Source organism: Prescottella sp. R16 (assembly GCF_030656875.1).
Lineage (GTDB): Bacteria > Actinomycetota > Actinomycetes > Mycobacteriales > Mycobacteriaceae > Prescottella.
The window spans coordinates 4,159,609-4,181,725 of sequence record NZ_CP130943.1; the positions used below are offsets into that span (position 1 = coordinate 4,159,609).

The 22,117-nt window shown below is 68.4% G+C and carries 21 protein-coding genes; 7 read left to right on the top strand and 14 right to left on the bottom strand.

Translation table 11 applies throughout. The features are described from left to right. The first annotated feature begins 62 nt into the window (after positions 1-62). Complete coding sequence (locus tag Q5696_RS19445) at positions 63-1,679, top strand: AMP-binding protein (protein WP_305092884.1); 1,617 nt, start codon at positions 63-65, stop codon at positions 1,677-1,679. Between the two features lie 49 nt (positions 1,680-1,728). Here the strand turns inward: Q5696_RS19445 and Q5696_RS19450 are convergent, their stop codons facing one another. The 5 genes from Q5696_RS19450 to Q5696_RS19470 are packed head-to-tail and all read right to left on the bottom strand — an operon-like array spanning position 1,729 to position 7,379. Continuing rightward, complete coding sequence (locus Q5696_RS19450; protein ID WP_305092885.1) at positions 1,729-3,930, bottom strand: acyl-CoA dehydrogenase family protein; 2,202 nt, start codon at positions 3,928-3,930, stop codon at positions 1,729-1,731. 11 nt (positions 3,931-3,941) lie between these two features. Then, positions 3,942-4,811 carry an SDR family oxidoreductase gene (locus Q5696_RS19455; protein WP_305092886.1) on the bottom strand — a complete coding sequence of 290 codons (870 nt, stop codon included), beginning with the start codon at positions 4,809-4,811 and terminating at the stop codon, positions 3,942-3,944. Positions 4,812-4,854: 43 nt separating this feature from the next. Then, on the bottom strand, positions 4,855-5,721 hold the full coding sequence (locus tag Q5696_RS19460; RefSeq protein WP_305092887.1) for a MaoC/PaaZ C-terminal domain-containing protein: 867 nt from the start codon (positions 5,719-5,721) through the stop codon (positions 4,855-4,857). 7 nt (positions 5,722-5,728) lie between these two features. Beyond that, complete coding sequence (locus tag Q5696_RS19465; protein WP_305092888.1) at positions 5,729-6,160, bottom strand: type II toxin-antitoxin system Rv0910 family toxin; 432 nt, start codon at positions 6,158-6,160, stop codon at positions 5,729-5,731. Positions 6,161-6,188: 28 nt separating this feature from the next. After that, positions 6,189-7,379 carry a lipid-transfer protein gene (locus Q5696_RS19470; protein ID WP_305092889.1) on the bottom strand — a complete coding sequence of 397 codons (1,191 nt, stop codon included), beginning with the start codon at positions 7,377-7,379 and terminating at the stop codon, positions 6,189-6,191. A gap of 102 nt (positions 7,380-7,481) precedes the next feature. On the opposite strand from Q5696_RS19470, the gene Q5696_RS19475 reads away from it, so the two are divergent. From Q5696_RS19475 to Q5696_RS19495, 5 genes are all read left to right on the top strand, one after another. Then, the gene (locus Q5696_RS19475; RefSeq protein WP_305092890.1) at positions 7,482-8,141 is read left to right on the top strand and encodes a TetR/AcrR family transcriptional regulator; all 660 of its coding nucleotides are present in this window, start codon (positions 7,482-7,484) and stop codon (positions 8,139-8,141) included. A gap of 29 nt (positions 8,142-8,170) precedes the next feature. Continuing rightward, the gene (locus Q5696_RS19480; protein WP_305092891.1) at positions 8,171-8,863 is read left to right on the top strand and encodes a TetR/AcrR family transcriptional regulator; all 693 of its coding nucleotides are present in this window, start codon (positions 8,171-8,173) and stop codon (positions 8,861-8,863) included. 180 nt (positions 8,864-9,043) lie between these two features. Next, on the top strand, positions 9,044-10,201 hold the full coding sequence (locus tag Q5696_RS19485; RefSeq protein WP_305092892.1) for an acyl-CoA dehydrogenase: 1,158 nt from the start codon (positions 9,044-9,046) through the stop codon (positions 10,199-10,201). Positions 10,202-10,384: 183 nt separating this feature from the next. Next, on the top strand, positions 10,385-10,525 hold the full coding sequence (locus Q5696_RS19490; protein WP_305092893.1) for a hypothetical protein: 141 nt from the start codon (positions 10,385-10,387) through the stop codon (positions 10,523-10,525). A 119-nt stretch (positions 10,526-10,644) separates the two neighbouring features. After that, on the top strand, positions 10,645-11,496 hold the full coding sequence (locus Q5696_RS19495) for a 3-hydroxybutyryl-CoA dehydrogenase (RefSeq protein WP_305092894.1): 852 nt from the start codon (positions 10,645-10,647) through the stop codon (positions 11,494-11,496). 72 nt (positions 11,497-11,568) lie between these two features. On the opposite strand, the gene Q5696_RS19500 is transcribed toward Q5696_RS19495, so the two are convergent. The 4 genes from Q5696_RS19500 to Q5696_RS19515 form a co-directional block, all read right to left on the bottom strand. Next, complete coding sequence (locus tag Q5696_RS19500) at positions 11,569-11,706, bottom strand: hypothetical protein (RefSeq protein ID WP_305092895.1); 138 nt, start codon at positions 11,704-11,706, stop codon at positions 11,569-11,571. 220 nt (positions 11,707-11,926) lie between these two features. Next, a complete protein-coding gene (locus tag Q5696_RS19505) occupies positions 11,927-12,601 on the bottom strand; it encodes a hypothetical protein (protein WP_305092896.1) in 675 nt (224 codons plus the stop codon). Positions 12,602-12,777: 176 nt separating this feature from the next. Continuing rightward, positions 12,778-13,935: a 3-ketosteroid-9-alpha-monooxygenase, oxygenase component gene (locus Q5696_RS19510; RefSeq protein ID WP_305092897.1), complete on the bottom strand. Its 1,158-nt coding sequence runs from the start codon at positions 13,933-13,935 to the stop codon at positions 12,778-12,780. Between the two features lie 137 nt (positions 13,936-14,072). Beyond that, complete coding sequence (locus tag Q5696_RS19515; protein ID WP_305092898.1) at positions 14,073-14,882, bottom strand: RsiV family protein; 810 nt, start codon at positions 14,880-14,882, stop codon at positions 14,073-14,075. Between the two features lie 127 nt (positions 14,883-15,009). Here Q5696_RS19515 and Q5696_RS19520 point away from each other — a divergent pair, with 127 nt between their 5' ends. After that, entirely contained in the window at positions 15,010-16,473 is a 1,464-nt protein-coding gene (locus Q5696_RS19520) for an MFS transporter (protein WP_305092899.1), read from the top strand. 7 nt (positions 16,474-16,480) lie between these two features. Here the strand turns inward: Q5696_RS19520 and Q5696_RS19525 are convergent, their stop codons facing one another. The 5 genes from Q5696_RS19525 to Q5696_RS19545 all read right to left on the bottom strand — a co-directional run bounded on the left by Q5696_RS19525 (position 16,481) and on the right by Q5696_RS19545 (position 22,098). After that, a complete protein-coding gene (locus Q5696_RS19525; RefSeq protein ID WP_305092900.1) occupies positions 16,481-17,899 on the bottom strand; it encodes an amidase in 1,419 nt (472 codons plus the stop codon). A 96-nt stretch (positions 17,900-17,995) separates the two neighbouring features. Beyond that, complete coding sequence (locus tag Q5696_RS19530) at positions 17,996-18,985, bottom strand: ABC transporter ATP-binding protein (RefSeq protein ID WP_305092901.1); 990 nt, start codon at positions 18,983-18,985, stop codon at positions 17,996-17,998. Beyond that, positions 18,985-20,049 carry an ABC transporter ATP-binding protein gene (locus tag Q5696_RS19535; protein WP_305092902.1) on the bottom strand — a complete coding sequence of 355 codons (1,065 nt, stop codon included), beginning with the start codon at positions 20,047-20,049 and terminating at the stop codon, positions 18,985-18,987. Before Q5696_RS19535 ends, Q5696_RS19530 begins: the two co-directional genes overlap by 1 nt. Then, entirely contained in the window at positions 20,046-21,152 is a 1,107-nt protein-coding gene (locus Q5696_RS19540; protein ID WP_305092903.1) for an ABC transporter permease, read from the bottom strand. Before Q5696_RS19540 ends, Q5696_RS19535 begins: the two co-directional genes overlap by 4 nt. Next, entirely contained in the window at positions 21,145-22,098 is a 954-nt protein-coding gene (locus Q5696_RS19545; RefSeq protein WP_305092904.1) for an ABC transporter permease, read from the bottom strand. Before Q5696_RS19545 ends, Q5696_RS19540 begins: the two co-directional genes overlap by 8 nt. Positions 22,099-22,117: the final 19 nt, after the last annotated feature.

Consider the following 22,117-nt stretch of genomic DNA (forward strand, 5'->3'; position numbering starts at 1 on the left):
TCACAGAAACGCCGGAGACCGGGTGACGCCACAAGTCGCCGAGTCTCGTCACCACCAGCACCATGGAGGTATCCGTGCCCGCCCTGCCCGCCTCGGCGAACCACACGCCGCTCAGTCCGCTGCGCTTCCTCGATCGCTCGGCGACGGTGTTCCCCGACAAGAGGGCGATCGTCCACGGAGACCGGAGCTACACGTATCGGGAGTTCGCCGACGAGGCCGAGCGGCTCGCCCGCGTGCTGCGGTCCCGGATCGAGCCGGGCGACCGGATCGCCTACCTGTGTCCCAACACCCCCGAGATGCTGATCGCGCACTTCGCGGTGCCGCTGGCGGGCGGGGTGCTGGTGGCCCTCAACTCCCGCCTGGCCGGGGCCGAGCTCGAGTACATCCTCGACCATGCGGGCGCGAAGATCCTCTTCGTCGACTCCGAGCTCGTCGGCTCGGTGCGCACCGTGCGGGAGAACGTCGGCAGCGTCACCGAGATCGTCGAGATCCCGGACTCGACGATCCCGTACCCCGAGGTTCCCGCCGGTGTCGTGACGGGCGTGTACGACGAGTTCCTCCACAGCCGGGACGGACTGGCCGACGAGCCGTTGCACTGGGGCGTCGACGACGAGCAGCAGGTCATCTCGATCAACTACACGTCCGGCACGACGGGCAAGCCCAAGGGCGTCATGTACACCCATCGCGGCGCCTACCTGAACTCCCTCGGCGAGACGTTCCACAACGGCTTCGACGGGAACACCCGGTACCTGTGGACGCTGCCGATGTTCCACTGCAACGGCTGGTGCACGCCGTGGGCGGTGACGGCGGCCGCCGGCACCCACGTGTGCCTGCGGGCGGTCCGCGCCGATACCGTCTGGGATGCAATCGACGACCTCGGCATCACGAATCTGTGTGGCGCACCGGCAGTCTGCACCACCATCGCCGGCGCCGAGCGCGCCCACTCCGTCGACGCGCTGCGCATCACCACCGCGGGCGCTCCGCCGTCACCGACCGTCATCGCACAACTCGAGGCGCTCGGCATCACGGTCGTGCACGTGTACGGACTCACCGAGGTGTACGGGCCGTACACGATCTGCGAGTACCAGCAGGAATGGACCGACCGGACCCCCGAGGAACGCGCCGCACTCATCTCGCGCCAGGGTGTCGGCATGCTGCAAGCCGAGAACGCACGCATCGTCGACGAGAACATGGTCGACGTGCCGGCCGACGGCGAGACGATGGGCGAGATCGTCCTGCGCGGCAACAACGTGATGCTCGGCTACTTCCGTGACCCGGAGGCCACCGCGGAGGCGTTCGCGGGTGGCTGGTTCCACACCGGCGATCTGGGCGTGATGCACCCCGACGGCTACATCCAGCTCAAGGACCGCGCCAAGGACATCGTCATCTCGGGTGGCGAGAACATCTCGACCGTCGAGGTCGAGCAGGCGATCCTGTCGCATCCGGCCGTGCTCGACGTTGCGGTCGTCGGTGTGCCGCACGAGAAGTGGGGCGAGCGCCCCAAGGCGTTCGTGATCCTGAAGAAGGATGCGTCGGCCACCGCCGAGGACATCATCGAGCACACCCGCGGGCTCATCGCGCGCTTCAAGGTGCCGGAGGAGATCGTGTTCCCGCTGGAGCTGCCGCGCACGCCCACCGGCAAGGTGCTCAAGTTCGAGCTGCGCGCGATGCACGGCTGATCCGTCACGGGACGGCCTGCCGGGGCGACCGGCAGGCCGTCCGTGCGTCTCAGTCGCGCGGCAGCCCGAGCATCCGTTCGGCGATCACGTTGAGCTGCACCTCCGTGGTGCCGCCGTAGATGGTGGTGGCGCGTCCGGCGATCAGCTGTTCCATCGCCTTGTCGCTGGGCTGTCCGGGGATCGCGACGACCCCGGCCTCCCCCAGTTCGGCGACGACGTACTCCGAAATCGACTGCCCCAGGCTCATTCCCAGAAGTTTCCCGACGGACGCGGTGGTGCTCACGTCCGCTCCCGACAGCTGTTTCAGGACGAGCCGAGCGCCGATGAGGTCGACGGCCTGGCTCTCGACGACGAGTTCCCCGAAGCGGTGCCGCGCGACGGCGCCGAGGTCGCGGCCACGGGCGAACGCGTAGAGATCGTCGTCGGTGGCGTAGGCCTCGAGTTTCTGGCTGAGCGCCACCCGTTCCCCGGCGAGGGTGGTGCGGGCCACGTGCCAGCCGTCGTTCACGGCCCCGACGACGTTCGCGTCGGGCACGAACACGTCGTCGAGGAACACCTCGTTGAACAGGGCGGACCCGGTCATCTCCCGCAGCGGGCGCACCGTGATGCCGGGGGTGGACATGTCGAGGACGAAGTAGGTGATGCCGTCGTGTTTCGGTGCCGCCGGGTCGGTGCGGGCGATGAGCATCGCCCAGTCGGCGAACTGTGCGACGGTGGTCCAGATCTTCTGCCCGGTGACCTTCCAGCCGCCGTCGACCTTCACGGCCTTCGTGGTGAGCGACGCCAGATCGGAACCCGCCCCGGGTTCGGAGAACAGCTGACACCACACGAGGTCGCCGCGCAGGGTCGGCACCGCGAGGTCCTGTTTCTGCTGCTCGGTGCCGTGTGCGACGACGGCCTGTACAGCCCAGCCGCCCATCAGCAGCTGCGGCATCGCGATGCCCGTGGCCGCGATCTCCTGCGCGATCACGATCTGTTCGAGCGGTCCGGCGCCGCGGCCGTACGGCGTCGGCAGGTGTGGTTGCACCCAGCCGCCGTCACCGAGGGCGATCAGCTGGTCGTCCTCGTCGTCGATCGCGGCGACCGGGGCCAGTTCGGTACGGACGGCCGCCCGGATGTCCGACGCCTCCGCCGGCAGTTCGAGTTCGGAGCGGCGGACGACACCGTCGAGCGCGGGGGCGGCGACGCGTTCGATCCGGTCCTCGCGGGTGCCGAGCAGCCCGCGGATCGCGAGGGCCCGTCGGTAGTACAGGTGGGCGTCGTGTTCCCACGTGAATCCGACACCGCCGTGTACCTGGATGCAGTCCTGCGCGACCCGGACGGCGGCATCCGGCACCAGGGCGGCCGCGATGTCGGACGCGAAATCTGCTGTCGCGTCCTGTTTGTCGAGTGCGGACGCGGCGTCCCACACGACGGCTCGGGCCTTTTCGAGCTCGATGCCCATGAGCGCGCACTTGTGTTTGACGGCCTGGAACTGCCCGATCGGCCGGCCGAACTGCACCCGGGTCTTCGCGTACTCGGCTGCGGTCGACACACACCACGACATCACGCCGACGGCCTCGGCGGCGAACACGACGGCCGCGATCGACCGCACCCGCGTTTCCTCGAGTCCGTCGAGGACGCGTCCGGCGTCGACGACGAGGTCCACCGCCCGCACCCGGGCCGCGCCGCGGAGCACGTCGACGCCGTCCTGTGGATCGACGGTGACGTCGGCGCGGTCGACGACGACCCACCGCACTGTCTCCCCGATGCGCGCGGGGAGCAGCAGGACGTCCGCGTGCACCCCGGCGGCCACCGCGTCCACGGTTCCGGCGAGCCGGTAGCCGCCACCGTCCGGGGTCGCGCCCACCGGTGAACCGAGACCTATTGCGGCGGTGCGGGTTCCGTCGAGCAGTCCGGGCAGGACATCGATACCGGCCTTGGTGTCGGCGGCAGCCAGGACCGCGACGACGGCCGCAGTCGGCACGAACGGTCCGGGTGCCGCGGTCCGGCCGAGCGCCTCGAGTGCGACGGCGAGTCCGAGCAGTCCCGCGCCGTGTCCGCCACGATCCTCCGGGACCCCCAGTCGCAGCAGGTCCTGGTCGGCGAGGGCCGTCCAGAACGCCGGCCGCCCGTCCGCCGCCGGAGCGTCGAGTTCGGCCCGCACCTGCTCACGGGTGATCGACCGTTCCGTGAAGCTGCGGACCGCGTCGGCGAGCGCGGCGTGCTCGTCGCTCAGGCCGATACCGAGGTCGTACACATGTCGTGGCACGAGTACACCTTTCAGCCGAGCCGGTCGGCGAGATCGTCGACGGTCCACGGACCGTCGGATTCGATGGTGTCGCTGCCGTGCCAGTTGACGAGTTCGGTGATCGCCCCGCCCTGCACGGCGTACACCTTGCCGGTGAGTTTGCAGTCGGCCGCTGCCAGCCGGGCGACGAGCGGGGAGATGTTCGCCGGCGCGAACGCGTCGAACTCGCCCTCGGGGACCTCGGCCGCGAACAGTGCGCCCATACCGGGGGTGGCGAGAGTGAGCCGGGTGCGGGCGATCGGCGCGATCGCGTTGACGCGGACGCCGTAGCGTTCGAGTTCGTCGGCGGCCACGAGGGTCATCGCGGCGATCCCGGCCTTCGCGGCACCGTAGTTGGACTGTCCGGCGTTCGGCATGAACGTGCCCGAGGCCGACGCCGTGTTGATCACCGCGGCCCGAACGGGCTTGCCCGCCTTCGACTGCGCCTTCCAGTAGGCGGCGGCATGGTGCAGCGTCGCGGCATGCCCCTTGAGGTGGACCGCGATCACCGCGTCCCACTGGCTCTCCTCCATGCCCGCGATGAAGGCGTCCCGCAGGATGCCGGCGTTGTTGACGAGGACGTCGAGTCGGCCGAACTCGCGTACCGCCTGCGCGACGAGTGCCTCCGCGCCCGCCCAGTCGGCGACACTGTCGGTGTTCGCGACGGCCCGCCCGCCGGCGGCGACGATCTCGTCGACCACCTGCTGCGCCGGCCCGGCATCCGCTCCGGTGCCGTCGTTGGCGCCGCCGAGGTCGTTGACCACGACCGCCGCCCCCTCCCGGGCGAACAGCAGTGCGTGCTCGCGGCCGATGCCGCGTCCCGCGCCGGTGATGATCGCGACACGTCCGTCCAAAGTTCCCATCGGGTCTGTTCTCCTCGAAAGTTGTTGCGAGCGAAAGTCGGTGTCAGTGATCGGCGATGACGGCGAGGCCGTCCTTGACGACGAGGTCGTCGCCCACGGTCGACTCGTACACGTAACCGGTGGCGCCGTTCTCGGCCCCCGACTTCCGGAACACGGTCTCGACGTCCTGCCCGGGCAGAACAGGTTTCGCGAACCGGACCGCGAGCCGCCGCAGTCGGTGGACGTCGCCGTCGGCGAGTTCGGTGAGCGCCGCCCACGACGTGAACGCCATGGTGCACAGGCCGTGGTTGATGATGCCGGGCAGCCCGGACATGCGGGCGATCTCGTCGTCGAGGTGGATCGGCATGGGGTCGCCCGACGCGGGCGAGTACCGGAACGTCTGGTCGTCGTCGATGTGCTGGCGCACGACCGCGACCGGATCGGCGGCCCGCAAAGCCTCGTCGAACCGGTGTCCGGGAGCCTGTTCGCCTACTCCGGCACCGGCGTCGACCTTCCGGAAGAACGCGGTCATCCACTGTTCGTTGACGAGTTCCCCGCCGTCGGTGCGGGTCTCGACATAGACGACGACGGTGGAACCGTTGTCCCGGCCGGTGAAGCCGACGGGTTTCGCCCGGACCACGAGGCTGTCACCGGGACGGATGGGCCGATGGAAGTGGAAATCCTGCTCGCCGTGGACGAGTTTCACGAGCAGTTCCACCGGCGCCACCGCGAGCGCGGCCGGCGCCATCGACGTGAACGCCGGCACCACCGCGAACACCGGTGGTGCCACGTCGCCGCGCCGGTGCACGTCGATGGGGTCGTTGGTGGCCGCGGCGTATTCGGCGATCCGCTCGGCAGTGACGTCGAACCGCTGTTCCTCGGTCCACACCCCCAGGCCGGAGGTGTCGAACTCGGCGGTGGACGTGGTCACGGCGCCGCTACCCGACCAGCTCGGCGAACTTGGCGAGCGACGCCTCGAGGTCGACGGCCGCGTTCTTCGCGACGGCCTTCCCGATGGGGCCGACGATCATGGTGCCCTTGAAGGACGCGTCGACGGATGCCTTGCTGCCCGTGCCCTCGGGTTCGACGCGCAGCGTGAACTGCACCGTCACCCCGGCCATGCCGGTGCCGGCGATCGTCACCGATTTCGGGGCCTCCACCTCGGTGACGGTCCACTCGATCTTGTTGGCCATGCCCATCACGGACACGACCTCGGTGAACGTGGCGCCGAGCCGGACCTCGGTGGGCAGTTCGCTCTTCCAGCCCTGGTGGATGGTGAGCCATTCCTCCCATCGGGACAGGTCGGACAGGGCGTCCCACGCCTTGTCGGGCGTGGCGGGCAGGGATGCGGAGACGGAAACGGAAGCCATGACAGAACTCCTTACAGATGAATGTTTTTCAGCGGTTCGCGGGACGGTAGGCGGTGACGACGACGGCGCCGCCGAGACCGATGTTGTGTTGCAGCGCGACGGCCGCACCGTCGACCTGGCGGGCGTCGGCGTCGCCGCGCAGCTGCCAGGTCAGCTCGCTGCACTGCGCGAGGCCGGTGGCGCCGAGAGGGTGTCCCTTGGAGATGAGGCCGCCGGACGGGTTGACCACCCAGCGTCCGCCGTACGTGGTCTCGCCCGCGTCGACGAGCTTGCCGCCCTCACCCTCCGCGCACAGGCCGAGTGCCTCGTACGTGATGAGTTCGTTGGTGGAGAAGCAGTCGTGCAGTTCGATGACGTCGAGGTCGTCGGGTCCGATTCCGGCCTGCTCGTACACCTTTCGGGCCGCGGTGCGGGTCATGTCGGCGCCGACGAGGCTGATGGCACTCTTGTCGGCGAACGTCGATTCGAGGTCGGTGACCATCGCCTGCCCGACGATCTCGACGGCCCGATCGGCCAGACCGTGTTCGTCGACGAACCGTTCGCTCGCCAGCACCACGGCACCGGAACCGTCGGACGTCGGCGAGCACTGCAGCTTGGTGAGCGGCCCGTAGATCGGTTTGGACGCGAGCACCTCGTCGAGCGTGTACGGGTCCTGGAACTGTGCGTACGGGTTGTTCACCGAGTGCCGGTGGTTCTTGACGCCGATCCGCGCGAACTGTTCGGCGGTGGTGCCGTAGCGTTCCATGTGTTCCTTGCCGGCCGCCCCGAACATGTACGGCGCGGGCGGCATCGCGAACTCCTGCAGTTCCGCCAGGGCGAGCAGGTGCCGCATCATCGGCTGCTCACGGTCGTCGTACGTCGTCCCGAGGGAACCGGTCTGCATCTTCTCGAACCCGAGGGCGAGGGTGCAGTCGGCCAGACCGCCCCGAATCGCTTGTGCGGCAAGGTAGAGCGCCGCGGAACCCGTCGAACAGTTGTTGTTGACGTTGACGACCGGGATACCGGTCAGACCCAGTTCGTAGACCGCGCGCTGCCCGGACGTCGACTCGCCGTACACGTAACCGACGTACGCCTCCTGCACCTGCCGGTACTCGATACCGGCGTCGGCGAGCGCCTTGGCCCCCGCTTCCCGCGCCATGTCGGGGTAGTCCCATTCGCGGGCCCCCGGCTTCTCGAACTTCGTCATCCCCACGCCGATGACGAACACCTTGCTGCCCATAGCAACTCCCGATCCGGATCAGATTGCGTGTGACGCGCTGTCCAACCAAAAGTAAGTGAGACACGTTGTCCAGTCAATGACTGCTCGGCTAGTGTTCGGCGAATGACGGACGGGCGCTCGACACGGTGGGACGACCACAAGGTGCGCCGTCGCGATCGCATCCTCGAGGCTGCCCTCGCCGCGGTCGAGGACAGCGGCACCGACATCGGGGTGCAACAGATCGCCGAGCGGGCCCAGGTGCCGCGATCGGTGGTGTACCGCATCTTCACGGACCGCGGTGACCTGGACGAACAGATCCGGCTGCGGATCATCGAGACGATGATGGCCGACCTCGGCCCGGTTCTCACCCCGCACGGCACCGTGCACGAGACCATCACCTCGGCGGTCGACACGTATCTGCACTGGATCGTCGAACACCCGCGCCTGCACGCGTTCCTCGGACGCGGCGCACCCGGCCGCAAGACCGTCGGCTCACGCGCGGTCACCGGCACCAAGACCGCGATCGGCATCCAGCTCGGGGCGCTGCTCACCGACATCCTGGAAAGACGGGGGGCGGCGTCCGATCTCGCCGAACCGATCGCATTCGCCCTGGTCGGCCTGGTCGACGCGACCGTCAACCGCTGGCTGAGCCAACCCGACAACCGGGTCTCCGACACCGCCCTGGCCCGATTCCTCGAGACCTCCATCTGGAGTGTGCTCGACGCCAATCTCCGCGCCCTCGGTGTCGAGATCGATCCGACGGCGGCCGTCGCTGCGCTGTGAGCGCTCGTGCCGTGTGGATACTGACAGCCATGACTGAGCGCCCCGACGGATCCGACGACGCCGACAATTTCCGGGTGGGGGTCGCGGCGCAGGCGATCCGATTGTTCGCCGAGCACGGTTACGAGGCCACCACCGTCGACGAGATCGCGGCGGCGGCGGGAGTGTCGCGGCGGACCTTCTTCCGGCAGTTCCGCTCCAAGGAGGACGTGATCTTCACCGATCACGAGGCGCTGCTGGCCCAGGCGTCGACGCATCTGGCGACGACGGCGGAGGATCCGTGGACGGCGGTGTGCACGGCAGCCCATCTGGTGTTCGACCGGTTCCGGGAGAACCGGGAGCTGTCGGTGCGCCGGTATCGGGTGGTGCAGCGGGTGCCGGCGTTGCGCGACCGCGAGCTGGTCACCGTGCACCGGTACGAGCGTTTGTTCACCGACTATCTGCGGGACGCGGTGCCGTCGGCTCCGGCGGTCGACGTCGTCGGGTTCGCGGCGAGTGTCACCGCCTGCCACAACTATCTGCTGCGCGCGATGATCCGCGGCGACGAGACCGCCACCGCCCACGCACTCGAGCGCACCCTCGCCGACATTCGACGCCGGTACGGTGTCGTGCCCGCCGCCGACGCGCCGGCCGCGGACACCGCAGTGACCGTCGTGACCTACCCGACCGGGACCTCCCCGGACGAGGTCGCTCGACGCGTCCGGGAGCAACTCACCCAACCTTGACCGGCACTCAGTGCCGTGATTCACTGGACCGAACAGTGTTGCGCACGCGCAACCGGCGGAAACATCACCGGTCATCGCGTCGCTACCCTCACCGAAATGTGGCACCGAGTGCCCGCACGGAGTTCGGTCGGCGCTGCCAGACTGGACTCCGACCGTCCCGCACACCCGAGGAGCGTCCCCATGGCCGGCAATCCCGATTTCCCCCTCTTCCAGCTGAACGAGGAGCACGACGAGCTGCGGGCCGCGATCCGCGCCCTCTCCGAGAAGGAAATCGCCCCGTACGCGAAGGACGTCGACGAGCACGCCCGCTTCCCGGAAGAAGCGCTCACCGCGTTGATCAACTCCGGTTTCAACGCCATCCACGTCCCCGAGGCCTACGGCGGCCAGGGTGCGGACTCCGTCGCCACGTGCATCGTGATCGAGGAGGTCGCCCGCGTCTGCGGTTCGTCCTCTCTCATCCCGGCCGTCAACAAGCTCGGCACGATGGGCCTGATCCTCAAGGGTTCCGAGGGCCTCAAGAAGAAGGTGCTGCCGGGGATCGCGGAAGGTGCGATGGCGTCGTACGCACTGTCCGAGCGTGAGGCCGGCTCCGACGCCGCGAGCATGCGCACCCGCGCGAAGGCCGACGGCGACGACTGGATCCTCAACGGCTCCAAGTGCTGGATCACCAACGGCGGCAAGTCGACGTGGTACACGGTGATGGCCGTGACCGACGCCGACAAGGGCGCCAACGGCATCTCCGCGTTCATGGTCCACAAGGACGACGAGGGCTTCGTCGTCGGCCCGCTCGAGCACAAGCTGGGCATCAAGGGCTCCCCCACCGCCGAGCTGTACTTCGAGAACTGCCGCATCCCCGGTGACCGCATCATCGGCGAGCCCGGCACCGGCTTCAAGACCGCCCTCGAGACCCTCGACCACACCCGTCCCACGATCGGCGCGCAGGCGCTCGGCCTGGCGCAGGGTGCGTTCGACGCCGCGGTGGCCTACACCAAGGACCGCAAGCAGTTCGGCAAGGCGATCGCCGACTTCCAGAACACCCAGTTCATGCTCGCCGACATGGCGATGAAGATCGAGTCGGCCCGCCTCATGGTCTACACCGCGGCCGCCCGCGCCGAGCGCGGCGAGAAGAACCTCGGTTTCATCTCCGCCGCCGCGAAGTGCCTGGCGTCGGACGTCGCGATGGAGGTCACCACCAACGCCGTGCAGCTGTTCGGCGGCGCCGGCTACACCACCGACTTCCCCGTGGAGCGCATGATGCGCGACGCCAAGATCACCCAGATCTACGAGGGCACCAACCAGATCCAGCGTCTGGTGATGTCGCGTGCCCTCCTGAAGTGAAGTAACGCGGACTGCTCGAGTGCCGCACGGTTGCGTCACGACGGGTTCCCCGATGTCGGGTACCGAGCGTTCGATGGAACGGACGGCGCTGTCCGGCGCCGTCCGTGGCGCACGGTTCGGGCCGGAACCGGTCGGGGAGTCGGCCTCGATGCCGTGTGATCGACGTGCAAGGAGTTGAGTCACGTGGGATCGATCAGCATTCTCGGTGAACTCGTCGATGTTCTCGGCAAGCTCATGGACATGATGGGCCAGGGCGGCGGAGGCATGGGCGGTATGGGCAGCCTCGGCGGCATGGGTGGCGGCGGCGGGGGCAGCTCCAGTTGACCGCGCTGCGCAACGGATTCGGGCCGGTGGGCGTGTGCGCCCACCGGCCCGAGTAGCAGAATGACCTTCGACAGCACGCCCGTTCGGTGGCGTGAAGAGACGACAGTGGAGATTCGACTGTGGAGCTTGTGGGTGTGATCGGTGGCGGCACGATGGGTGCCGGTATCGCCGAGGTGTGTGCCAAGGCCGGAAGCAACGTTCTGGTGCTCGAGACCAAGCAGGAATTCGCGGATGCCGCGCAGGCGCGCATCGCGTCCTCGATCGGCAAGGGCGTCGCCCGCGGCAAGATCACCCAGGAGGAGGCGGACGCCGCCATCGCCCGGGTCCGGGTGACCCTCGACATCGAGGAGTTCGCGGACCGTGACCTCGTCATCGAGGCCGCCCCGGAGATCGAGGCCCTCAAGTACGAGATCTTCGGCAAGCTCGACAAGATCGTGAAGCCGTCGGGCATCCTGGCAACCAACACGTCGTCGATCCCGGTCATCAAGGTCGCGAACGCGACGCAGCGTCCCGAGCAGGTCGTCGGCGTCCACTTCTTCAACCCGGTGCCGGTGATGCCGCTGGTGGAGATCATCTCGACGCTCGTCACGTCGCCGGAGACCGCGGCCGCCGTCACCGACTACGCGAAGAACACCCTGGGCAAGACCACGGTGCAGGCCGGGGACCGCGCGGGCTTCATCGTCAACGCGCTGCTCATCCCGTACCTGTGCGACGCCGTCCGGATGCTCGAGGCCGGCTACGCGACCGCCGAGGACATCGACGACGCGATGAAGGGCGGCTGCGGCTACCCGATGGGTCCACTGACCCTGCTCGACACGGTCGGCCTCGACATCGCGCTGGCCGCGGCCGAGTCGCTGTACGCCGAGTTCGGTCAGCCGCACTACGCCCCGCCCGCCCTGCTGCGCCGCAAGGTCGATGCCGGCCAGCTCGGCCGCAAGACCGGCCAGGGCTTCTACAGCTACGGCAAGTAGTACCTACGGAAACGACGTCCGGCCCGCACCACCTCGAGGAGGGTGCGGGCCGGACGTGTCTTCGGGCGGGGATCAGCCCTTCGGCATCAGGGCGTTGACGGCGCCGATGAGCGTCAGGATCGCGCCCAGACCGCCGATGACGGTGCCGACACCGCTGACGACCGGCTGGATCTGCTTGATCAGCGCGAGATCAGACTCGGAAGAACCCATGGCAAAACTCCTCACAGTGAAGTGTGTCCGCGCTCGTGCGCGTCCGGTCCGGCTGCCGCGACGCCCACGAGAGTACGTGAGACGTTCGGGCAGAGATTCTGTGAGACAGCGGTTTTCGCGTCCCGCCTCCTCGAATCTCCGTGAGAAATAATCACGTGACCCGGCAACGGTTCGAGTACGACCGGGTGTCGGGCAAGAGAACAGCAGCGGTCGAATCGGGTCAGCCGACCGGCAGAGAGCGGATGATCCGGACAATTCCGGAAAGAGGTGTCTGCCGGTCCGAGTGGTCGTAGTTGGGGACGCGTCCGTTCCCCAGGTTGAAGTAGGTCCCCACCTGACCGAACTCCGGGAGCACCGGCGGGGTCGTGCACACATCCGCGACGAGGCAGGGGTAATCGGCGAACAGCGCCGCGAGACGCTCCCCGTGCGGCGCGGAGATCCGGAACCCGGGATCGAGCAGCGATTCGGTCTCGACCTGGAAGTACTCGACACCGGCAGCCACGAGCCGGTCCAAGTGCGCGCGGCTGCCCAGGAAGGACACGTCGTCCTTCATCACGAAGAAGCCGTTGGCGATCTTCGGCACCGCGAGGCGGCCCAGCAGATCCAGTTGTTCGTCGACCTGCGGCTCCTTGGCCGCATCGACGGCCGTGAACTCGAAGTAGTCGGGCCGCAACGACTCGACCGTGGCGACGACCTCCTCCGAGGAATATCCCATCGAGGCGTCGACGTACAGCGACGTTCGCACACCGGCCATCTCCTGCAGCGCGGTGAACGTGTCCACGTCGACGACTCGACGGCCGGTTGTCACGGGGTCACCCAGGCAGATGCCGACGATGTCTGCGCCGCGCAGTTTGCCCGCTTCCGTACGCGAGACCACCTGGTTCACCTTGATCACAGAAACCTCCCGCACGAAACCCGCCCCCGGACAGTAAACGAGGTCCCCTGCTCTCTCGCGGGGGACCTCGTTCACGAACAACACGAGCGGAACTCAGTCGTCGAGGACACCGATCCGGCCCTCGGCGGCCACCGGCACCCGGCAGCCACAGCGATCGCACTCGACCGGTTCCACGACTACGCCTGTTCCGCGGCGGCGCGGCGGGCCAGGTTGTCGGCGACCTCGGCCTTCCACGCCTCCACGGGCTTGGTGGTGTCGAGTTCGAACTCGAAGCGGTCCACCATGTCCGGGGTGACGTCGGCGACGTCCACGTAGAACTGCTCGTACCAGCGGCGCAGCTGGTAGACCGGGCCGTCCTCGTTGGTCAGCAGCGGGTTCTCGATCCGGGTCTTGTTCTTCCAGATCTCGATGTCCTGCTCGAAGCCGACACCGATGTAGCCGATCATCGCGTCCACCAGCTGGTCGGCGATCTCGGCGGGAACCTGCTCGGTCTTCTTCACCGAGATGCCGTACATCAGCACGAACTTGTCCGGGGAGATCGGGTAGTGGCAGTTGATGAGCACGGACTCGACGTCGTACTTGTCGTAGTGGTAGGTCAGATCGTCGATCATGAAGGACGGGCCGTGGTATGCGGCGACGGACGTGTTGCCCACCAGCTGCGGCACGTCGGGGTCGGTCCACTCGGTGACGTCGTCGCGGCCGACACCCTTCTGCTCCTGGACCGCGACGTGCCCCTCGAAGACGTTCTTGAAGTACGTGGGGAACGAGTAGTGCACGTAGAAGAAGTGCGCCATGTCCACGACGTTGTCGACGATCTCACGGCAGTTCGTGTCGATGACGAGCGACTTCCACTGCCACTCCGTCCACTCGGCGTCGGTCGAGCGCATCGCGGGGATCGTGACCTCCGGCGGCGGCGGGTTGCCCTCCGGGTCGTTCCACACGAACAGCAGCTCGTCCTGCTCCATCGTCGCCCACGCCCGCGTCTTCGCGACCGGGGGAACCCGACGGGCGTAAGGGATGTCGGTGCACCTGCCGTTGCCGCCCCAGCGCCAGTCGTGGAACGGGCACGCCACCGAGTCGCCCTTGATCGTGCCCTGGCTCAGGTCACCACCCATGTGCCGGCAGTAGGCGTCGAGCACCTTCAGGTCGCCCTTGCTGTCGGCGAACACCACCAGCTTGGTGCCGAACGCCTCGACCGAGTGCGGCTTGCCGTCGCGGAAACCGTCGACGAGACCGAGGCAGTGCCAGCCGCGGGCGAACCGCGCCGGCGGCGCGCCCTGGTCGATGATGCGAACCTCGCCGGTATCGACGTCCTCGGCGTGCACGGAGGTCATGGTCAGTCCTTTCGTCCCACGGTGCACGCCGGCGGGCTGTGCCGGTGCCCCGTTCGAACCTCCAATCTCCCGACGCCGCAGCCCCGTTTCCAGAGCTCCTCCCGTTGGCTGGTCATTCGTTCGGTGGCACCGTCGGCTCAGCTCGAGACCACGTCGACGAGGTCCGGCGCCACGACATCGGACAGCCGGTCCCACGGAACCGTGATGTCGATCAGCCCGATCGCGTGCGGGCCCACCTGGTAGTCGGAGAAGTGGATCTCCATCCCGGCCGGGGTGGCCACCCAGTTCGCGAAGTTCTCCTGTTTCGGCTCGATTCCCTCGCGCGGGAAGTCCGGTCCGGCGGCGGTCGCGGGCAGGAGCCGCGCGGATTCCTCGGACAGCCGGTTCAAGCCCGCCTGCAGATCCGGGAACAACCGGTCGAGCGTGATCGGCTGCGCATCGTCGGCGTCGATCACGACCGTCGCGACGATCGGTGTCGGGTGCGCGCCGGGTGGATCCGCGTTCCACGACGTGACGAGCAGCCCGCTGACGACGCGGGACCCGATGTGCACGACGGCCGACCGGTCGGTGGATTCGAGTGTGAACCGGTCCTCCGGCCACCCGTCGATCTGGTCCTGCAACGCGGCGCGCATCGACTCGTCGAACTCGGCTGCGACGGCAGGGTCTCCGCCCTCGATCTGCGGCACCACGACGTCGTACCGGACCCGGCCGGTGTCACCCGCGACCCGCACACTCGTTGCGGTGTAACCACTTTCGTCTGTACTCGTCGACGGCGCGGAGGACTGCACCGACGTCGCGGACAGAGCGGACGGAACCGCCGTCACCGTCACTTGTCGTGTCTCGGCCACGCCGTCGGTGTCGGTGTCGCTCGAACAGGCCACGACGGCGAGGAGCATTCCGGCCGTGGACGCCACAGCCACTGCACGAAGAATCGAGGTGGTCGTCATCGCTCCATCATCACCCGGGTGACGGACGCCGGCACGGCAGCGCTCACCCTCACGCACAGGCTGCCGACCGACCTGCCGGTCGGGCGCCCCCTTCCGGTCGGGTCCACTCGCGAGCACCATCGAGAACATGACTGCTCCGGCGCTGCATCTCACCTCGTCGCGGGGACGCTGGGTCGTGGCCGCGACCGTGCTCGGTTCGTCCCTGGCGATGCTCGACGGCACCGTCGTCAACGTCGCACTGCCCCGGATCGGCGCGGACCTCGGTACCGAGGTGTCGGGCCTGCAGTGGGTGCTCAGCGGCTACACCCTCACACTGGCCGCCCTGATCCTGCTGGGCGGCGCCCTGGGTGATCGCCTGGGTCGTCGCCGCGTGTTCGTCTGGGGCACAGTATGGTTCGCGATCGCATCGGTGCTGTGCGCGATCGCGCCGGGGGTCGACGTACTGGTGGCCGCGCGTCTGTTGCAGGGCATCGGCGCCGCGTTGCTGACTCCGGGCAGCCTCGCGATCATCTCGGCGTCGTTCGACGAGGAGGACCAGGGGGCCGCGATCGGGCTGTGGTCCGGGCTGGGCGGGGTCGCATCCGCGGTCGGCCCGCTTCTCGGCGGGTGGCTCGTCGAGGTCGCGGGGTGGCGTTCGGTGTTCCTGATCAACCTGCCGCTCGCGGTCGCGGTCGTGTGGGTCACGGCGCGACACGTCCCCGAGACCCGGGACCCGCATCCGTCGGAACGTCTCGACCTCGCCGGATCCGTGCTCGCCACACTCGCGTTGGGCGGGCTCACCTACGGCCTGATCGAGAAGACGGTGTGGGCCGTGGTCGCCGGCATCGTCCTGCTGGCGGTGTTCGTCGTGGTCGAGCGCCGCTCGCGGTACGCGCTGGTGCCGGGATCGCTGTTCGCGTCCCGGGTGTTCGTCGCCGCCAACCTGGTGACCCTCGCGGTGTATGCGGCGCTCGGCGGGGTCTTCTTCCTGCTGTTGCTGCAGTTGCAGATCGTCTCCGGGTATTCACCGTTGGCCGCGGGCGTCGCGTCGCTGCCGATCACGATCCTGATGTTGTTGTTGTCGGCGCGGGCCGGACGCTGGGCGCAGGTCCACGGCCCGCGGATCCCGATGACCGTCGGGCCGCTGCTCGGCGCCGGAGGCCTGCTGCTGATGCTGCGGATCGGGCCGGAGGCGTCGTACCCGACCCAGGTCCTGCCGGCGGTCGTGGTGTTCGGCCTCGGGCTCGCCGCACTCGTCGCGCCGCTCACCGCAGCCGTGCTCGGCTCGGTGTCGTCGGACCGGGCGGGTATCGCGTCGGGCGTCAACAACGCCGTCGCCCGCACCAGCCAACTGCTCGCGGTGGCGGCACTCCCCGCGCTCGCCGGGATCGGTGCGGACGCCCTCACGGACCCCGCGGCATTCGCGTCGGGATTCCGGGTCGCGATGCTCGTCTGCGCCGGACTGCTCCTGGTCGGGGCGGCGATCTCCGCGGTGATGATTCCCCGGAAGGCCGCACCGGAAGCGGCGGCAGAAGCAACGGCGGGCGAGTCCGTCGCGTGCCGGCCGCACTGCGACGTCACCGCGCCCGCCGTGCAGCCGCCCACGAACTGACCCGGGATCAGCCCTCCACCACAGGCCACACCGGCGCCGTGTTCCACGGGTAGGCGGCCTCGAGTTGAGACGCGACCCGCAGCAGCAGATCCTCGCGTCCGTGGGCGGCGACCAGTTGGGCGCCGAGCGGCAGCCCGGTGGCATCCGCACCCAAGGGCAGGGAGATCGCAGGCTGGCCACCGGTGTTGAACGGGCTGGTCAGTGCGCCGTAGATACCGCCGTACTTCCACACCGCGTCGAGGTTCATGGCGTCGAGCAGGCCCAGCGGCGGGGTGGGGCTGCCGAGGGTCGGGGTGAGCAGGATGTCGTAGTCCTCGAAGAACCGTCCGATCTCCTGCGCGGCCCGATCCAGTTCGGCGTACGCGAACGCCAGGTCGGTGACGGGTGCCGACGTGCAGCGTTCGTACTGCACGCGGGGCAGCGTCTCGAGGTCGTCGTCGCGCAGGTCGCGGCCGAGTTCGGTGAGCCGCCGGCCGATCTCCACCGACATCGGGGCGGCCATGAGGTACTGCATCGCAGCCATCAGTGCGTCCTGCGGAAACACCACGGACGCGGTCTCGACGCGGTGGCCGAGCTTCTCGAGCAGGACACCGGTCTCCGACGCGACGGCCGCGCAGTCGTCGTGCACCGCTTCACCGTTCGGCATCGTGGCGATCACACCGACCCGGAGGGGGCCGGGGTCGGCACCGACCTCGTCGACGTACGGGCGGGCCGGCGGCGCGATTCCGATCGACGAGCCGACCGTGGGGCCGGCGGTGAGATCGAGCAGCAGTGCAGTGTCGCGGACGCTGCGGGTGACGGCGTGTTCGACGCTCATCGGCGCGGCGATCGGCGTGTGCATCGGCATCCGGCCGCGGGACGGCTTCAAACCGACGAGACCGTTGGCGGACGCCGGGATCCGGATCGAGCCGCCACCGTCGCTGGCGTGCGCAGCCGGCACGATCCCGACCGCGACCGCGGCCGCGGAACCACCCGACGAGCCGCCGACCCCGTGGGTGAGTCGGCGCGGATTACGGGTGGGCCCGAACAGGACCGGCTCGGTGCTGGCGTTCTGCCCGAACTCGGGGGTGTTGGTCTTGCCGACCACGACGAGCCCGGCCCGCCGGTACCGCGACACCAGCTCGCTGTCGCGCTGCGCGATCCGGCCGGCGAACAGCCGCGACCCGTTGGTGGTGGGCAGGCCGGCGACGTCGGCGTGCAGGTCTTTGATCAGGAACGGGATTCCGCGCAGTGGACCGTCGGGCAGACCGGCGTCCACCTCGGCGAGCGCCTCGTCGCCGCGTTCGGCGATCACGGCGTTGACGGCCGGATTACGTTCCGCGAGCCGCTGCAGCGCGAACTCGACGACCTCGCGGGCGGCCACCTCGCCGGTGCGGATCGCGTCCGCGATACCGGTCATGTCACGGCCGTCGAACAGGTCTTCCATCTGTGTTCCCCTCCCGTATCCCCCGCGCGTGCCACGCACGTGCCGCGTCCGGATCGACGGATCCGGCGCGACACGTGCGTGGCACGTGAGCAGGTGTCAGACGTTGTGGCAGGCCACGAAGTGGCCGTCGCCGACCTCCCGCAGCTGCGGTTCCTCCGCCGCGCACCGGTCCGTCGCGAGCGGGCAGCGGGTCCGGAACCGGCAGCCCGACGGCGGGTTGAGCGGCGACGGCAGATCGCCCTCGATGACCGGGGTGGCGTCGGCCTCGCCGCGGTGGATGTCCGGGTCGGGGATCGACGCCAGCAGCAGCCGCGAGTACGGGTGCACCGAGCGCTTCTCCATGTCCTGGCTCGGCGAGATCTCGCACACCTTGCCCAGGTACATGACCATGACGCGGTCGCTGATGTTCTTGACCACCGCCATGTTGTGGGCGATGAAGATCATCGACAGGTCGAACTCGGCCTTCGTGTCCTCGAGCAGGTTGAGGATCTGCGCCTGGACGGACACGTCGAGGCTCGACACCGGCTCGTCACAGATGAGGACCTTCGGGTTCATCATCATGGCGCGGGCGATGCACACGCGCTGGCACTGGCCGCCGGACAGTTCCCCGGGCAGGCGTTCCCACACCATGTCGGGGTCGAGGCCCACCGAACGCAGCAGGTCCCGGGCCAGCGTTTCGAGCCGTTCCTTGTTGGTCTGCCCCCACATTCGGGCGCCCTCGGTGACGAGGTTCTTGACCTTGCGACGCGGGTTCAGCGACGAGATCGGATCCTGCATGATCATCTGCATCTTCGCCCGGATCGAGCGCAGCGCGGACGGGCTCAGGGTCGTCAGCTCGATGCCGTCGATCTCGACGCTGCCCGACTTCGGGGCCGGCAGCTGCAGTACGGCGCGTCCGGCGGTGGACTTGCCACAGCCGGATTCGCCGACGATGCCGAGAGTTTCACCGGGCATCAGGTCGAAACTGATGTCGGACACCGCGTACACCGTCTGCCCGCGACCGGCCGGGAATTCCACGACCAGGTTTTCGACGGTGAGGACGGGTTCGGCATCCCTGCGCAGGTGCGCAACTCCACTACCGGCCATCAGATGTTCTCCACTTCGAGCTCACGAGCGTGCGCACCACCGGTGCGCGGCATACCGAGGTCGGCGGTGCCGTCCAGCGGGAAATGGCACGCCACCTGGTGCGGGTGCCGTTCGGCGGCGGTGGCGGCGGACGCCTCGAGGGTCGGGACGACCTCGCGGCACTTGTCCTGTGCGTACTTGCACCGGGACGCGAACGAGCAACCCGTGGGCGGCTTCGTCATGTCCGGCAGACCGCCGTCGATGGACTCGAGCCGGGTGTGCGGCTCCTGCTCGAGCCGCGGCACGGCCGCGAGCAGCGCCTCGGTGTACGGGTGCCGCGGGTTCTTGAACAGCTCCCGCGTCGGGGCCGTCTCGACGATGCGGCCCGCGTACATCACGGCGACCCGGTCCGTCTGTCCGGCAACGACTCCCAGATCGTGGCTGACGAGGATGCCGGCCATGCCCATCTCGGTACGCAGCGAGTCGAGGAGTTCGAGGATCTGCTTCTGCACCGTGACGTCGAGGGCCGTGGTCGGTTCGTCGGCGATGGTCAGCTTGGGGTCGCACGCGAGTGCCATCGCGATGACGACACGCTGCCGCATGCCGCCGGAGAGTTCGTGCGGGTACTGGTCGATGCGCCGCGTCGGCTCGGGGATCCGGACCTTGCGCAGCAGTTCGATCGCCCGCTCCCGCGCCTGCGCCTTGTCCAGGCCCAGATGCGATCGCAGTGACTCGGTCAGATGCGTGCCGATCCGCTTGAACGGGTTCAGTGCCGACATGGGGTCCTGGAACACCATCGCGATGTCGTTGCCCCACAGCTGCTGCTGTTCCTTGCGGCTCAGCTTCTGCATGTCGCGGCCCATGAAGTCGATCTTGCCGGTGACGGTGGTGCTGCCACCGTGCGAGACGAGCCCCATGATGGTCTGGCCCAGAACCGATTTCCCGGATCCGGATTCGCCGACCAGGCCGAGGGTCTCGCCCGCCTCGAGAGTGAGCGACACCCCCTCGACCGCGCGCAACTGCCCGCGCTTGGTACGGAATCTCGTGGACACGTTGTCCACGGTCAGGAGTGGTTCGTTGCTCACAGCTTCACCTCCCGGGCTCCGCCGGTACGCTTCTGGGCCTTCTCGCCGACCATGTTGAAGGCGAAGACCGTCAGGAACAGGAACAGACCGGGCACCAGCACGATGTACGGGTGCTTCTCGAAGACGTTGCCCTGGCCCTCCGAGATCATGTTGCCCCACGTCGGGGTGGGCGGCTGGATGCCGAGACCGAGGAAGCTCAGGGACGCCTCCGCGACGATCATCACCGACAGCATCACCATGCCGAGCGAGGCGAGCGGCAGGAAGACGTTGGGTGCGATCTCCCGGATCATCACCCGCCACCGGGTGGCGCCCATCGAGCGGGCCGCCAGCACGAATTCTCGTTGCGAGAACACGAGGGTGTTGGCTCGGGCGATGCGGATCATGCTGGGGATCGCGAGGACCGCCAGCGCGAACGAGATGTTCCGCAGGTTCGGTTCGAGGACCGACGCGAGCGCGATCAGCAGGATCAGCGCGGGCACCGCGAGCAGCGAGTTGGTGAACACACCGATGATCTTGTCGACCTTGCCGCCGAAGTAGCCGGCGATGATGCCGATCGCGCCGCCGACGATCAGGCCGATCAGGACCGCGGACACCGCGACGACGAGCGAGCCGCGGGCACCGTAGACGGAGCGCGCCAGCATGTCGAGGCCGAAGTTGTTGGTGCCCAGCGGGTGCTCGGAGAACAGGCTCGGCGGAGAGTAGCTCTTGGCGCCGAGGGTCTTGGTGGTGTCCTCGTGTTCGGCGAGCGGCAGGATCGGGGCGAGTACGGCCGCCGCGACCAGGGCCACGAGCCAGACACAGGACAGGACGAACGTCAGATCGAAGTCGGCTCCGAAGCGTGCCAGTCCCAGTCGGCGCACACCCATGTAGAGGGCGACGAGTCCGACCAGGAAGAGCGCGATCCGGGCACCGGTCACCAGGATCGGTGCCACCCCGAGGCCGGCTGCCACGACACCCACGACGGTGAGGATCGTGCCCACGCGGTACAGGTTCCGGCGCTCGGCGGCGTCGGACGTGTCGATCACGGACGTGGTGGTTCCGTCGTCGAGTTCCCGGCCCACTTCGGCCGGCATCTCGATCTCGTCTGTGGTGGTCTCAGACATGGGCACGTCGGCTCCTTGGGTCCAGGTATCCGTAGGAGATGTCGATGACGCTGTTGGCGACCACATAGATGACCGCGATCACCAGCACCGCACCCTGCACCATCGGCATGTCGCCCTGCTGCGCGGCACGGACGATGAGCGAGCCCATACCCGGCAGCGAGAACAGCGTCTCGACGATGACGGTGCTGCCGATCATCGAGCCGAGGACGATGCCGAGCATCGTGATGAGCGAGAACGACGACGGCCGCAGCGCGTCGCTGAACAGCAGGTGCCGGTTCGACATTCCCTTCGCCTTCGCGACGAGGATGTAGTTCTCCTTGAGCGTCGTCACCAGGTCGCTGCGCAGGATCCGGGTGAACATCGCCATCTCCAGGAGGCTGATGGCGACGGCCGGCAGGATCGCGTGGTACAGGTTTTCGCCCAGTCCTTCGGAGACCCGCACCCACTGGGAACGCGGGAACCAGCCGAGGGAGTTGACGAAGATCATGATGAGCAGCAGGCCGGACAGGAAGCTGGGGATGGACAGCACACCGAAGGTGCACGCGCTGATCGCGCGGTCGATCCAGCCGCCCTGGTGGCGTGCCGAGTACATGGCCAGCGGGACCGATACGACGAGTGCGATGACCAGGCCCATGACGGCCAGCTGCACACTCACCGGCAACGCCGATGCGATGCTGTCGGTCACCGATCCCTGAGGCGGCACCATCGACGTGCCGAGATCACCCTGCAGGGCGCCCGACAGCCAGTTCCAGTACCGCGTCAAGAAGGGATCGTCGAGGCCCATCTCCGCCCGGACCCGTGCGTACTCTTCCGGTGCACGTCCCTCACCGAGCACCGCCACCGACGGATCGCCCGGGATGAACGAGACGAGAGCGAACGTGCCGAGACTGACGATGAAGAGCACGACGACCAGTTCGATCAACTTGTCGATCACTGTTCGCGCCATCGTGTCACCGCCTCCTTCC